Source organism: Glycomyces amatae (assembly GCF_020991375.1).
Taxonomy (GTDB): Bacteria; Actinomycetota; Actinomycetes; order Mycobacteriales; family Micromonosporaceae; genus Glycomyces; species Glycomyces amatae.
The window spans coordinates 55,666-69,451 of sequence record NZ_JAJLQZ010000021.1; the positions used below are offsets into that span (position 1 = coordinate 55,666).

Here is a 13,786-nt window from a genome sequence, read left to right on the forward strand (position 1 = left end):
CCACCGATCGCGAGTCGTACAAGGTGGCCCGCGATGCAATGAATCTAAGCGGTGGACTTGGGAGGCAGAAGGTTCGACGCGAGAGCACTCCTTGCAGGTAAGAGACCCGCGCAAGATTGACCGGAAAGTTTTGCGCCCCAAACTTTCCTACCCCCGATCCCTTTTGAACCGAATCAGTCGGCGCGTGTACCGTCTCGTTACAGTGCGTTTCCACCAACGAACTCCGGAGGGTCCGATGCCTCTTTCAAGAGTCGCGGAATGGTATGTCCTCGCCGAACTCGCAGCACTCATCACGGAATCGGACCTCACCTACGCGCAGATCGCGGAGCCTCTCGGCGTGAGCACGCGGACCGTGCAGAACTATGTGTCCGGGGATACCCGGCCGAAAGCGGGCATGGCCGCCAGGCTCGCCCAGATATGCGGCGCCGCTGAGAAGCGCATCGACTTCCTGACGCACGTGATCAGCCAGCTCGACAGCGGCGTGATCGTCTCCGACCTCAACAAGCGCAACATCTTCATAGTCGAGCGAGGCGAGGCCACCGCGGGCGAGATCTGGAAGTTCGAGCCGATGTACGTCCCCGGCCCGTTCCAGACGCTGCGATACCACTTGGAGATGCTTCCCGAACAAGGTCAGAACCCGATGCAGAACTGGCAGCGCAAGCTCCAGCGCTATACGACCCTCAAGAACCGCCGCAATGCGCCCGCTATACGAACCATCATGCACGCCAACGCACTTCGGGTGATGCAAGGCTGGGACGGCGCTGAGGAGCAGTTCGAGCACCTCCTCGAAATCGGCAGATGGCCCAACTCCGAAATTCGGATCGTCGATGGCCTCATCTACGGTTTCGAGCACGCACACGACCACTATCGTCCGGCCGGGTTCCTCGCGGCGCCCCCGCCGTTCGTCTATGTCGAGGCCATCGATCAGAGCCGACACATCGAGGAGCCCGAGAAGATCGACTTGTACTATGACCGGGTCAGGAGCATTTGGCAACCAGGCCGAGATTTCGGAGGGCGCTTCAATGACTGGATACGGTAATTGGCGCAAGAGCTCACGTAGCGGCGGAGGCGACGACAGCAACTGCGTCGAGTGCCGCGTGACCTGGCGCAAGAGCACCCACAGCTCCGGCGTCTCCGACAGCAACTGCGTTGAGGCCCGCCAGCAGGCCGACGCGTTCCAGGTCCGGGACTCGAAGCTCGGTCACGACTCCCCGATCTTCGACCTGACCACGACCGACTTCAAGGCCCTGATCAGCGCCGCCGCGTAACCTCGCGAACAGACTCAAAGGCCGCCGTCGCGGGGTTCGCGACGGCGGCCTTTGTTTCCACATCGACCGCCGATCCCCCGACAACGAGGACCGTATGACTTCGATCGGCGACGTGGCCGCCAGGCTCAGAGCGGTCCTGGCACTGGTCGAAGGTGCCACGCGCGGCGCCAAAGCAGCCGACGACCAGATGAGCGGTGCGCACGCACAAGTCCAAGACGACCTCACCGCGTCAGCGAATCCCCTCGCCGAGGAAGGACTCGCAAAGTGGGGCGCTGCGCGCGAGCGCCTGTCTGAAGCCCCCACCCTCATCGCCGGCGGAACACAGCGAATGAGCGACTACATCGCATCAATCGCCGGAGGCACCACGAGCAGCGGAAGCGCCCCTGCATCGCCTACGCCCAACAGTCCGAGCCCGTCCGACCGGTCGACCGAGTTCAACCCCAGGCGGTTCGACGCGAGCAAACTCGCCGGGTTGCGACGCTATGGTGAGGCAGGCACGGCCGAGGGAAGGCTCTATCTCGGCGATGGCTCACCATATTCAGAGAGGGTGCTTCGCGCGACCACCGGGAACATCTCCGTTCCCTCCGGGAAAGGTCCGCAAGGCGTATCGGTTCGTCAGCCGCGCGGTCGTCGTTCGCGGGTCACCGGGGGGCGAACACCTTGCGCCGGTAACGCTTCAAGACGATCGGACCGAGCCGGGACATCACCGTGAACAACGGACCGCCCAGGACTTCCTTGAACGGCGCGCGTTCCGTGGCGGAGGCCTCGTCCAGCAGCAGTCCGAACAGCAGGGGGACCTTTCCGCCGGGCGCGTTCGCGGCGCTGCACAATCCTTAGCATTCGGGCCACCGCATCGTCCGCTCGAACGGAAATCAAAGAAGCGTCGAGTTGTTTCGGGAACCGTAATGAATGCGGAGTGGGACCGCGAACCCCCGGGCAGGGCGCCGATCCGGCGAGCGCGGACGCCCCCGCCGGTGTCTCGCCGGTGCATCGCCTGGAGAATTCCCCTGCTTTCGGACAAAGTGACGCTGGGGCGAATCGCGATTCGCCACCGGCAAACGAATCCACCGGATGACTAGGAACTTGATGCGATGCAGACCAGAGTGAAGCGAAGGTCCACGGCCCGCAGGGCGATCGCGGCCACGGCCGCGGTCGGGGCCGTCGCCGCGGCGACGGTGGCCTCGGTCCAGCTCGCCTCGGCCGGCGAAGCCGACGCCGACGCCGTAGCGCGGCAGACCTGCGCCCTCGATGCCCTGCCGATCCCCGAGGGCTACCAGTCCACGAGCGTCACCGGCATGAGCGACGACGGCTCCGTCATCGCCTACCTCGCCGAATCACCTGACGAGGAGGGCCCCGGACCGCGGCAGCTCCTGTACGCCGGCGGCGAAGTCACCGAAGCGCCGATGCTCAACGACTACGCCACGCTCCAAGACGTCAACGCCGACGGAGTCGGCGTCGGCTGGACGTTCATGTCCGGCTATGTGCCGTACGTCTGGCGCGACGGCGAGCTGACCGAGCTGCCGACCGAGGAGGGCGGCTCGGCCTACGCGATCAACGCGAAGGGCGACATCGTCGGCAGCCGCGAGAGCGACGGAACGTACATCCCCGTCGTCTGGCCGGCAGACGGGTCCGGGCCGGTCGACCTGGCCCTGCCCGAGGGCAACGAGTTGGGCAGTGCCACCGACATCGGCGACGACGGCACCATCGTCGGCTACGTCAAGGTCGAGGGCGACAACTCCGGCGATCCCAAGCCGTACGTGTGGCATGCCGACGGCACCGGCGACTACCTGGCGATGCCCGAGGGCGTCGACCTGGCCGACGCCGCCGCCGAGGTCACCGACATCAAGGGCGGCTGGGCCTCCGGCTGGCTGAGCGCCCCGGGCGCCGCCTACGGGGGCGTCCGCTGGAACCTCGCCGAAGGCACCGCCGAGACCGTCGAACTCGGCGACTGGGTGGCCGTCAGCGCCGAAGGGGTCGTCGCCGGCCATCTGCGCGGCTCACCGATCGCGGCCTACCAGTCCGGCGAGACGCTCGTCGAGCTGCCGGGCCTGATCGATCCGGCCGACAACACCAGCGGCGACAACGTCGTCGCGATCAGCGCCGACGGCTCCCTGCTCGCCGGGGACGTCTCCACCGGTGCGTACGACGCCGACGAGCAGCCGCTCACGAACGCGGTCACCTGGACCTGCGAGTGATCACCGGAGGCCGACGCGAGCGCGCGGACCGGTGACGGTCGTTCCGCGCGGCCCCTCTGGCGACAGAGGGGCCGCGCGGCCGCTCAGGGCTCGCGGCCGGCGCGGCCCCCGCCGAGGAACGGGGCGAGCACCGCGGCGGCGGCCCCTTGCGCGGCAGTGAATCCCGTGGTCAGGGCACGCGGTGTTCGGCGACGGCCTTCTCGACCTTCTTGCGGAAGTCGGGGTCCTCGTCGGGTTCGAGCCGCCCGAGGGTCTGCTCGGCCACCGCCGCCGCGCCTTCGGCGTCGCCCGATCCGGCGAGGAGGCTCATCAGCCTGCGCGCGGCCGCGAGCTCCCGGTCGGTGAACCCGCCTTCCGCGAACACGGCGATCGACTCGCGCAGCAGCCGGATCGCCTCGGCCCCTTGGCGCAGGTAGCCGCCGTGCTGGAGCAGGGTCTCGGCGAGCTCGCCGCGGCAGGACTCCCTATAGGACGGATGCAGCTCCTCGTCGCGCCATGCCGCGCGGAGCTCCGCCGCCAGCGAGGCGAACGCCTCGGAGGCGGCCTCCTCGTCGGCCTCCGACATCTCGTACTCCACGTCCACGTTCACCCGGGCCCACACGGCCGCCCGGACCGACAGGGCCGCGGCCGGAACCACCCCGAGCTCGCGCCACGCCTGCTCGGCGCGGCCGAAGGCGAGCACGGCGGACTCGACGTCCCCGGTCGCCTCGAGCAGCCCGCCGGCCTGGTGGGCCGTTCGCGCGTACTGGGTCGCGTTCGGATGCGCGACGCCCCCGTCCATGAGCCGCAGCGCTTCGAGCGCCTGCTCGGCGGCCTCCTCCGGATCGCCCAGCCGCTCATAGCAGTCGCCGAGCATGATCCTGACGTCGACGGTCTGCCACTGCGGCTCGCCCGCTTCCGACAGCTCCTCCAGGACCGCCCACAGGACGTGGACCGCGGCCTCGTGGCGTCCCTGCTCTGCCATGGCGATCCCGGCCACGCGCCGGGCGGCGGTCGCGCGGTCGCCCGCTCCGGCGCGGTCGTGGTAGCGGGCGGCCTGGACCGCGTACAGCTCGGCTCGAGGCCAATGCCCAAGGGCGGCAGCGGTTTCAGCCGCCGCGGAATGGACCGCCCCGACAGGGGCGTCGCTCATCCCGGGCCGTGCGGCCGCCATGCCGTTCTCGGCGACCGCGAGGGCCTCCTCGGGCCGGCCCTGGCTCCTGAGGAGCATGTTGTACCAGATGGCGCTGACCACGGTCTCCAGCGCGTGGTCGGCGGCGCGGGCGAGTTCGTACGCCGCCTCGACCGCGGCGTTCCGGTCCTCGTCGGACTCGGCGATCCTGGCGGCGGCCAGCAGCAGGCGCGCGCGGACCTCGGTGACCCCGCGCTCGTCGGGCCGCGCGGCCAGGTCGGCGTCGAGCGCGGTGAACGCCTCGCGCAGTCGCGCATCCGGCTCCTCGCCGCGCAGCTCGCCGAGTTCGGCGAGCGCCGAGTGGACGGCGACCCTCGCCCGCAGCGAGTGGACCGGGTCGGCCCCGGCCAACCGTTCGGCGGTCGCGAGCAGGCGCGTGGCCTCGGCGCGCACGTCCTCCGGATCGGCGTCCCTGCCCGACCGCAGCATGGAGGCCTCCAAGGCCAGGGCCCGGCCCTCGCGGTCGGCCCCGCGGAACAGGTCCGCGGCCTGCCGGGCGAGCTCCCGCTTCCGGTCCGGGTCACCGGTGCCGTCGAGCCGGGACACCAGCACGTCGGCCTCGTCGGCCGGGTCGAGTGCGACGCCGAGCCGCGCGGCCGCCTCGCCGACCCGGCCCCAGCGTTCGAGGCGGTCGTCCGCGAAGGCGGCGCCGGCCGCCCGCGCCTCGGCGAGCAGGCGTTCGACGTCCGCGGCGGTGGACGCCGGGGGTTCGGCGCGGACCTCGCGGATCGGGGGCGCCTCGGCGATCGCGGCCTTCAGTCCGAGCGGCACGTGCGGGTGGGCCGCGGTGTACGCGACCCGTTCGGCGGAGCGGCGCGACATGAGGTCGTTGCCGTTGCGGCGGTCGAAGCGGTCGCAGAGGTCCCGCCGTTCGGCGTCGATCCGGTCGCGGGCCGCGTCGGCGCGCGCGCCGAGGCCGTCGGGACCGGGCACTCGGACGTCGCCGGCGCCGCGGGCGATGAGCGCCGCGCAGGTGAGCTGCACGGATTCGAGCAGCCGGAGCCGGAAGATCGGGTCGAGGGCGAGGACGAGCAGGCCCGCCCGGGCGTCGACGAGCTCGACCGCCCGGGCCTCGTTGCCGGTGAGCGCGCAGAAGCGCACGTGCTGGGCGAACGGCAGGATCATCTCGTCCTTGTCGCGGATGATCTGGTAGCCGTGCAGGTGGTTCGCGCGGGCCTCGCCGAGGCGTCCGAGCGCGACCAGCGGCATCAGCGAGTTCGCGAGGGCCCGGTGCGGCTCGCTCAGGCAGCTCTGGCCCTCCTGGAGGACCGGCGCCCACTGCTCCATCGCCCGCTCGTGGTCGCCGGCCGCGGCGTAGGCGGAGCCCATCATGCTGTGGGCGCACGGTTCGCAGTCGTCGAGGCGGTTGATCTCGGTCGCGTGCAGCGCCGCGAGGGCCTTGGCGGCGCGCTCGGCGTCGCCGAGCTGGACGGCGAGGCCGTGCTCGATCTGGTGGGCGGGGTGCGCGGAGTGGCCGGCCTCGGCGTAGTGCCGTCGCATCTGGACGAGGTACGCCTCGATCGACGCGACCGGCACGTCGGGGCGGTCCAGCATCTTCAGCCCGGTCGTGTGCAGGCCCCAGCGGAGCTTGAACAGGCTCTGCTCGTCGAACAGCTCGGGCGCGGTGTCGTAGTTGCGCAGCAGCCGCCCGTACGCCGAGAGGCGCACCGAGGAGTCTTCCGACCAGCGGAAGTCGTTGACGAGTTCGGAGAGGATCTCGTTGAGCAGCAGCTGGTCGCCGGTCGCGTCGACGGCCTCCAGGAGCGTCTCGAGCGCGACGGTCCGGGTCTCACCGGACGGTTGGGCGCAGATGCGGCCGAAGGTCTGGCGCAGTTCCGAGTTCGTGTCCGGCATGAGGGCTTTCCGCTGGGAGTGGGGGTCGTCCGTGGCTCTTGGCGGTAGTGTGCCACAAGCGGTCCACCTGCGGCCGCGGGCGACTCGGCGCCCGGGGTCACCGCGGGCCGGCCGCCCGCGTCCTCGCGGCGCGCCGCATCCAGAGGAACATCGCGACGACCGGTGCGAAGCCGAGCACGTGCAGGGCGAAGGCCGCGCCTCCCGACAGCGGCCCGTACAGGACGAAGCCGCCGAACATCCACAGGGCCAGGAGCAGGCCGGGAATCCAGCCCAGCGGGTGCAGCGACAGCCCGCCCATGACGGCGGCCGTGAAGATCACCCCGACGACGGCGAGGACGCCGACCAGCAGGCCGAGGCCGACCACGCCGGCGACGACCCACGAGGCCGTGGAGCCGAACTCCTCCAGCCCCATGCCGTCGGCCACGAGCAGCCCGCCGCCCGCCAGCGCGAAGGCGGCGGCGACGCCGATGCACAGGATCGCGACGAGCCGCCTCTCCCACCGCTTGATGAACTCCTGCGAGAACCGGTACCTCATCGCCGCTCCCTTCCCGTCGACGGCCCTCAGCGTACGAGGAGCGCGCACGACGGCCCGCCCGGGCGGCCTCCCGGCGGGAGGCCGCCCCAGGGGCTCAGGCCTCGCGGTCGGGCCTGCGCCTGGCGAAGACCGGGACGAGGATCGCGGCCACGACCACGTGCATGGCGATCAGCGCCGCCCTCGTGCCGGGCGTGGCCTCGGTGAGGAACGGCGGGAACATCTCGATCAGGAACACGACCGCGGCGCCGACGAGCCACAGCGCCACGGCCCTGCGCGGGGCGAACCGGTCGAGGAGCGCCCTGGCGATCCAGCCGCCGCCCCCGGCGAGGAGGGTCGCGAACACGGCGGCCACGGGCCCGACGGCCATGGGCTCCTGACCGGGGTTCGTCACCTCCATCTCGGCGCCGGCCGCCGCGGCGATCGCGGCCGTGAGCGCCGCCCCGGCCACGGCGGCGACCAGTGCGATGAGCCTGGCGCGCCACACGGGGGCGGTCGGGCGGGCTTCGGTATCCGTTTCGGACATGCGGTGTCTCCATCGTCTCGGGCCCCGCCTTCGGGGAACTGCATCGACGGTAGTTCCGGAAGCGCCGCAGGCCAATCCGCGAGCGTCCTCGCTTCATGCGCGATCGTCCCGGCCCGGATACGCTGGGGCGATGGACTTGCTCAGCGACGTCATGACGGTGCTGCGGACCGGGCGTCCCTTCGCGGGCCGCTTCGCCCGGACCGCCCCCTGGTCGGACCACCGCCTCCCCCGCCCCCACGGGTTCGGCCTCCAGGTCATGGTCCGGGGCGCCGCGGTCGTCACCGCCGAGACCGGTGAGACCGTCGCGCTCGCGGAAGGCGACGCGCTGCTCACGCCCCACGGCACCGGGCACGTCATCGCCGACGCGGCCGACTCGCCGCCGGGGCCGCCGTGCCGCGCCGACGCCGAGCGGGCCGGGTCGGTCTTCCGCTCCGACGACCCCGCGGCGACGCACGTCGCGCTGTGCGCGGCCTACGAGCTCGCCCCGAACCGCGCCCATCCGCTGGTCGTCACGCTCCCGGACTTCGTGCACGTCAAGGCCGACCCGGTCGCGCGGCCGGAGCTGGCCCAGGCGATCGCGATGCTGGACGCCGAGCTCGCCGCCGAGCGGCGCGGCGGGGACACGCTCGTGCCGGCGCTGCTCGACGCCGTCCTGATGTACCTGCTGCGGGCGATCCACGGGCCTCGGCATGCCGAATGCGGTTTCAGCGGATGGGCGCAGGCCCTGGCCGACGACGCGATCGCGGCCGCGCTGGAGGCGCTCCACGCCGACCCGGCGCGGCAGTGGACCGTGGCGTCGCTGGGCGAGGTCGCGGGGCTGTCGCGGTCGGCGTTCTCGCGCCGCTTCACCGACCTGGTGGGCCAGCCGCCGCTGGGATACCTGACCTCGTGGCGGCTCACGCTCGCGGCGCGGCTCCTCGCCGACACGGACCGGCCGCTGGCGTCGGTCGCGCGGCAGGTCGGGTACGCGTCCGAGTTCGCGTTCGCCGCCGCGTTCAAACGCGACTTCGGGACCCCCCCGGGGCAGTTCCGGAAGGCCGCCCCCGGCTGCGACCCGGCCGCCGAGCCGTTCCGGCGCGAGCCGGTCCCGGCCTGAACCCTGCACGGTCGAGCTCCAGGCCGCCGCCGCGGCGTTCAGTCCGGGCGTGTTCGCCCCGCCGTGCGCCATGGCCGCCGCCCGCGCCGCGGTGCCGACTCACCGGCGGAATCGCGACCGGCCAACGGCTCCAACGGGTTCGCCCGCCGGAGATCCCCCGCGCGGGGGAGGCGGCCGGACCGCGCGGGGGAGGCCGTCGCACGGCGGGAACGGCAGCATCGGGCACGGGGCCGTCGCGCGGCGGGCCCTTCCCCTTGGACGGCAGGAGACCGACGATGACGCAGGCCCCGCCCGCACTCGACGCGCTCGACGGCGCCGACCGCCCGGCGGTGCCGCCCGCCCGGTTCGCGGGCCCGGCGACCATGGCCGGAGCGGTCGTGTTCGCCGCCACCGGGTACTTCGCCGACGAACCGCCCGGCACCGCCGGTTACCTGGTGTCGAACACCGCCGGGCTGATCGCCGTGGCGCTCGTCCTGGCCGGGATCGGCGCCTTCCACCGGAGGCACGGCCCGCGCCTGGGCCGCCCGGGCGCCTGGGGCGCCGGACTGGTGCGCTTCGGCCTCGTCGCCACGGTGCTCGGGTACGCGGTGAACCTGATCGGTCCGCTGCTGCCCGATCGCGCCCAGGCCGTGGCGGCCGTCGCCGGGATCCCCGCCTGGTCGCTCGCGCACCTGATGTACGCGGGCGCGACCGTGCTCGGCCTGGCGTGTCTACGGGCGAAGGTGCCGCGCCGGGTCGCGCTCCCGCTGGCCGGCGGCCTGCCGGTGCTGCTGGTCGGAGTGGGTTGCGGTCTGGCGCTCGGCGAACCGTTCGCGCCGGCCGTCGCCTGGGCGGCCACCGAGGGCCAAGCGGGCCTCGCCTGGTTCCTGGTCGGCCTCCACCTGCGCGGCCGAGCCTAGGGAGCGCGGTTCCGGACGCCCTTGGCGGCCAGGACGACCACCGGGACGAGCAGGGCCGCGCCGATCCACAGGACGCCGCCCGGGGCCGTCGCGTCCACCACGAAGCCCCCGGCGAAGGAGCCCGCCGCGATCGACAGGTTGAACATGACCGTGTTCAGCGAGGTCGCGACCTCGACCTCGCCGGGTTCGACGGCCTTCATGAACCAGGTCTGGACGGCCGGGGAGACCAGGCCGTAGCCCGCGCCCCACAGCAGGAGCACCGCGGTCGCGGAGAACAGGTCGCCGACGGCGAACGCCATGAGCGCCATGCCGACCGCCATCGCGACGCCGAGCCCGGCGAGGGTGGGCCGCAGGTGGCGGCCGATGAGCGAGCCCGAGGCGACGGTGGCGACCAGCGCGGCCCCGCCGAACGCCAGGAGCAGGCCGCTGACCTGCGAGCCGGCGATCCCGTTGGACTGGAGGATCGGGCTGATGAACGTGTAGGCGATGAAGTGGCCGGTGACGATGAAGAACGTGAAGGCCAGGCCGGTGCGCACCTGCTTGTTGCGGCGCACGAGCCGGGGCAGCGACGCGAAGGAGACCGCCGTGTTCGACGGGAGCCGCGGCACCAGCAGCGCGATCGCGGCCATGGCAAGCACCGCGAGCCCGGCGAGGGCCCACAGGGCCGCCTTCCAGCCGAAGTGGTCGCCGATGAGCGTCCCGGCCGGGACGCCGAGCACGGTGGCCGCGCCGATGCCGCCGTAGACCGCGGCGGTCGCGCGCGGCACGTCCCGCTCGGGGACCAGGCGGATCGCGATGCCGCCCGCGACGGCCCAGAACGCGCCGATCGAGACGCCGACGAGGACGCGGGCGGCCAGGAGCGGCCCGAAGCCGGCGGCGGTGGCCGCGCCGACGTTCGCGCCCGCGACGAGCACGGCGAGGCCGATGAGGACGAGGCGGCGGTCGAGCCTGCGGGTGAAGACGACCGCGAGCGGGGCCGAGACGGCGGCCACGAGGCCGGGGACGGTGACCATGAGCCCGGCGGTGCCCGCGCTGACGCCCAGGTCGGAGCCGATCTCGGTGAGCAGGCCCACGGGGAGGACCTCGGAGGTCATGACGACGAAGACCCCGAGGGCGACGGCGGCGACGGCGAGCCACTGCTTGAGCGTGGCGCGTTCGGGCGCGGCGACGGTGGGGACGGGACGGTCGAGCGTGGTCACTGGCGGCCTTTCGAGCGGTGGGTTCGCGGCTGGGGCCCGCAAGGGCCCTTCAATGCCGGAACCGGTCCACCACTCGGTCCGCGCTTCGGTGACGCGGGCTGGGTCCGCACAGGGGCTGACGGCCCGGATCGGGCCTTCGGCCGGGGAGCGGCTGCTCCCCCTGGCGGTGTGCGTTCCTTCGCCCTGTCCGGAGCCGGAGCCCCGGGGCGTCGCCTTGCCTCCAAGGTTAGCAGCGCTCGCGGCCCTCCCGGTAGCGCGAGCGGTGTCGCCTCGACGACCATGCGGGACGGCGGCCGAGACCCCGCCGGCGGGTTGCGGGCCCATGACAGACTCGTTCAGGCCCCCGCCCCCTACGCGGGGCGCGGTTTCACCGGAAGGAATGACGACGAGATGGCAACAGAAGGCGGCACCAAGGCGATCGTCGCGGCGCTACTGGCCAACACGGGCATCGCGATCAGCAAGTTCGTGGCGGCGGGGATCACCGGTTCGGCCTCGATGCTCGCCGAGGGCGTCCACTCCGTGGCCGACGCGGCCAACCAGGTCCTGCTCCTGATCGGCGGCAAGGCCTCCCGCAAGGCCGCGAGCCCCGCCCACCCGTTCGGATACGGGCGCGAACGCTACATCTACGCGTTCATCGTCTCGATCGTCCTGTTCTCCATCGGCGGCGTCTACGCCCTCTACGAGGGCTACCACAAGCTCACCGACCACGGGCACGGCCTGGAGACGCCGCTCGTGGCCGTCATCGTGCTGGTCGTGGCGATCGTCCTGGAGTCGTTCTCGCTGCGCACCGCCGTCAAGGAGTCGAACGCCGTGCGCGGCAAGCAGTCGTGGGTGCGGTTCATCAAGGGCTCGCGCTCCCCCGAGCTGCCCGTGATCCTCCTGGAGGACATCGGCGCGCTCGTGGGCCTCATCCTCGCCCTGTTCGGCGTGGGCCTGACCTGGGTCACCGGGAACTCGGTCTTCGACGCCCTCGGCACCATGAGCATCGGCGTCCTGCTCGTCTGCATCGCGATCGTCCTGGCGATCGAGATCCGCTCCATGCTCATCGGCGAGTCGGCGACCCTGGAGGACATCGCCGCGATCGAGGGCGCGATCAAGCAGGACGGCACGAGCCTGCTCATCCACCTCAAGACCCTGCACATCGGCCCCGACGAGCTGCTCGTGGCCGCGAAGGTCGGCATCGAGCGCACCGAGACCGGCGAGGAGGTCGCGGCCGAGATCGACGCGGCCGAGGCGCGCATCCGCGCCGCCGTCCCCAAGGCGAAGCTCATCTACATCGAGCCGGACATCCCGCGCGTGAGCGCTTAAGGTCGGACCATGGCCAAACTGGTGCTGGACCTGCACGACATCTACAACAAGGGCGACCTGATCGAGAGGGCCCTCAAGGACGTCATCGACGAGGCGGTCGCGAAGCGGATCGACCTGGTCGAGATCATCCCCGGCAAGGGCTCGGGCCAGCTCAAGAAGAAGGTGCTCAGGTTCCTCGACCAGAAGGAGGTCAAGGCCCTGTACCACCGGGTGGACAAGGACTCGAAGAACTTCGGGCGGCTCTTCGTCCACTTTCAACATAAAGAGCAGGGCCGGCACAAGGGCAAGCGCAGGAAGCGCTGACGCGCGACGGCGGCCCCGCACGAGAAGTGCGGGGCCGCCGTCGCGTCGCTAGTCGGCCATCACCCGGTCGCGGTCCCCCGCCGCGTCCGGCGCGCCCAGCAGCTCGAGCAGCCGCAGCACCGGGACCCGGTAGCTGTGGCCGATGCGCAGCACCTGGACGGGGAAGTCGCCGTCCTTCGCCAGCCGGTACGCGACCGTCCTGCCGATCCCGAGGATCTGCGCGGCCGTCTCGACATTCGTCATCACGCCGAGCGACTTGACGCGCTCGACCGTCCATATCTCGTCGATGACGACACTCGAAGGCCCCACCTTCGCATTCGGTGTCATGTTCGTCCTTTCCGGCGTCCCGTCCCGACACGGGGTGCATCGGGGCGACGCCGCCTAGGACCAGTCGACCCCACCCGGCACGGCCCCGTCCAGACCGGCGCGCCGGTTTTCACTCTTACGCGTGGTGTGCGGGTCCTCACCGGCAAGGCGGCCGTTCGGGAGCGAACCGGATGCACCGCCCGAACCGGACCGGCCGCTGAGCTGCGCCGTTTCCTCTCCGTGACCTTTCACCAGGCAAGATGCGAAGGAAAAAGAGATAGGTTAGCCTTGCCTACATGCCTGACGACGACGGCTTGAACGGCCGCGCACTCCGCCTCGCCTACTTCGGCACCACCGTCGTCCACGACGCGGACATCGACCTGTCCCCCGGCGAGGTCACCGCCCTGCTGGGCCCCAACGGGTCCGGCAAGTCCACCCTCCTGCGCTCCCTCGCGCGCCTCCACAAGGCCGACCACGGCACCGTCGGCTTCCCCGACGGCACCGACGCGGCCGCCTTGAGCCCCAAGGACTTCGCGCGGCGCGTCTCGCTCTTGGCCCAGTCCCGGCCCGTCCCCGGCGGCATCCGCGTCGTCGACGTCGTCGGCTACGGCCGCCACCCCCACCGCGGGCGCTGGCGCCACGGCGACGCCGAGGGCCCCGCGAAGGTCCAGCGGGCCATGGACATCTGCGGCGTCGCCGACATGGCCCACCGCGGCATGGAGGCCCTCTCCGGCGGCGAGCGCCAGCGCGTCTGGCTCGCCTCCTGCCTCGCCCAGGACACCGCCGTGCTGCTCCTCGACGAGCCCACCAACCACCTCGACCTGCGCTACCAGGTCGAGATCCTCGACCTCATCCGCGACCTGGCCGACGACCACGGCACCGCCGTCGGCGTCGTCCTCCACGACCTCGACCAGGCCGCCGCCGTCGCCGACCGCGCCGTCCTGCTCCACGACGGCCGCGTCAAGGCCGCCGGGAGCCCGGTGGAGGTGCTCACCGCCGAGAACCTCACCGCCGCCTACGGCATCGACATCCGCGTCGACGCCGATCCCACCACCGGACAGCTCACCGCGAAGCCCATCGGCCGACACAGCCGCCGCTTCGCGGGCAGCGCCGCCGATTGACAAGGAAC

At 72.0% G+C, this 13,786-nt stretch carries 14 protein-coding genes; 8 read left to right on the plus strand and 6 right to left on the minus strand.

What is annotated here, in order from left to right:
* The first annotated feature begins 235 nt into the window (after positions 1 to 235).
* Positions 236 to 1,039 carry a Scr1 family TA system antitoxin-like transcriptional regulator gene (locus tag LO763_RS23685; protein ID WP_230789775.1) on the plus strand — a complete coding sequence of 268 codons (804 nt, stop codon included), beginning with the start codon at positions 236 to 238 and terminating at the stop codon, positions 1,037 to 1,039.
* Between the two features lie 58 nt (positions 1,040 to 1,097).
* Entirely contained in the window at positions 1,098 to 1,268 is a 171-nt protein-coding gene (locus LO763_RS23690; RefSeq protein ID WP_230789777.1) for a DUF397 domain-containing protein, read from the plus strand.
* A 641-nt stretch (positions 1,269 to 1,909) separates the two neighbouring features.
* Here LO763_RS23690 and LO763_RS23695 read toward each other — a convergent pair.
* Positions 1,910 to 2,098: a hypothetical protein gene (locus tag LO763_RS23695; protein ID WP_230789779.1), complete on the minus strand. Its 189-nt coding sequence runs from the start codon at positions 2,096 to 2,098 to the stop codon at positions 1,910 to 1,912.
* Positions 2,099 to 2,359: 261 nt separating this feature from the next.
* Between LO763_RS23695 and LO763_RS23700 the strand changes: the two genes are divergently transcribed.
* Positions 2,360 to 3,463, plus strand: coding sequence for a hypothetical protein (locus tag LO763_RS23700; protein ID WP_230789781.1), 1,104 nt, complete (start codon positions 2,360 to 2,362; stop codon positions 3,461 to 3,463).
* Between the two features lie 169 nt (positions 3,464 to 3,632).
* On the opposite strand, the gene LO763_RS23705 is transcribed toward LO763_RS23700, so the two are convergent.
* The 3 genes from LO763_RS23705 to LO763_RS23715 form a co-directional block, all read right to left on the minus strand.
* Positions 3,633 to 6,488 (minus strand): tetratricopeptide repeat protein, encoded by a 2,856-nt coding sequence (locus tag LO763_RS23705; RefSeq protein ID WP_230789783.1) that lies wholly within the window; start codon positions 6,486 to 6,488, stop codon positions 3,633 to 3,635.
* A gap of 97 nt (positions 6,489 to 6,585) precedes the next feature.
* Positions 6,586 to 7,023 carry a hypothetical protein gene (locus LO763_RS23710; RefSeq protein ID WP_230789786.1) on the minus strand — a complete coding sequence of 146 codons (438 nt, stop codon included), beginning with the start codon at positions 7,021 to 7,023 and terminating at the stop codon, positions 6,586 to 6,588.
* A gap of 94 nt (positions 7,024 to 7,117) precedes the next feature.
* Positions 7,118 to 7,546 (minus strand): DUF6069 family protein, encoded by a 429-nt coding sequence (locus LO763_RS23715; protein WP_230789789.1) that lies wholly within the window; start codon positions 7,544 to 7,546, stop codon positions 7,118 to 7,120.
* A gap of 130 nt (positions 7,547 to 7,676) precedes the next feature.
* Here LO763_RS23715 and LO763_RS23720 point away from each other — a divergent pair, with 130 nt between their 5' ends.
* Together LO763_RS23720 and LO763_RS23725 are read left to right on the plus strand one after the other, a co-directional pair.
* Positions 7,677 to 8,642, plus strand: a complete 966-nt coding sequence (locus LO763_RS23720; RefSeq protein WP_230789792.1) for an AraC family transcriptional regulator — start codon at positions 7,677 to 7,679, stop codon at positions 8,640 to 8,642.
* A gap of 275 nt (positions 8,643 to 8,917) precedes the next feature.
* Positions 8,918 to 9,541: a hypothetical protein gene (locus tag LO763_RS23725; protein ID WP_230789795.1), complete on the plus strand. Its 624-nt coding sequence runs from the start codon at positions 8,918 to 8,920 to the stop codon at positions 9,539 to 9,541.
* Here the strand turns inward: LO763_RS23725 and LO763_RS23730 are convergent.
* A complete protein-coding gene (locus tag LO763_RS23730) occupies positions 9,538 to 10,740 on the minus strand; it encodes an MFS transporter (RefSeq protein ID WP_230789797.1) in 1,203 nt (400 codons plus the stop codon). The genes LO763_RS23725 and LO763_RS23730 overlap by 4 nt on opposite strands.
* A gap of 390 nt (positions 10,741 to 11,130) precedes the next feature.
* On the opposite strand from LO763_RS23730, the gene LO763_RS23735 reads away from it, so the two are divergent.
* Positions 11,131 to 12,048 carry a cation diffusion facilitator family transporter gene (locus tag LO763_RS23735; RefSeq protein ID WP_230789799.1) on the plus strand — a complete coding sequence of 306 codons (918 nt, stop codon included), beginning with the start codon at positions 11,131 to 11,133 and terminating at the stop codon, positions 12,046 to 12,048.
* A gap of 9 nt (positions 12,049 to 12,057) precedes the next feature.
* Positions 12,058 to 12,351, plus strand: coding sequence for a Smr/MutS family protein (locus LO763_RS23740; protein ID WP_230789801.1), 294 nt, complete (start codon positions 12,058 to 12,060; stop codon positions 12,349 to 12,351).
* 48 nt (positions 12,352 to 12,399) lie between these two features.
* On the opposite strand, the gene LO763_RS23745 is transcribed toward LO763_RS23740, so the two are convergent.
* Complete coding sequence (locus LO763_RS23745; RefSeq protein WP_230789803.1) at positions 12,400 to 12,678, minus strand: helix-turn-helix domain-containing protein; 279 nt, start codon at positions 12,676 to 12,678, stop codon at positions 12,400 to 12,402.
* Between the two features lie 275 nt (positions 12,679 to 12,953).
* On the opposite strand from LO763_RS23745, the gene LO763_RS23750 reads away from it, so the two are divergent.
* Complete coding sequence (locus tag LO763_RS23750) at positions 12,954 to 13,778, plus strand: ABC transporter ATP-binding protein (RefSeq protein ID WP_304608869.1); 825 nt, start codon at positions 12,954 to 12,956, stop codon at positions 13,776 to 13,778.
* The last annotated feature ends 8 nt before the right edge of the window (positions 13,779 to 13,786 follow it).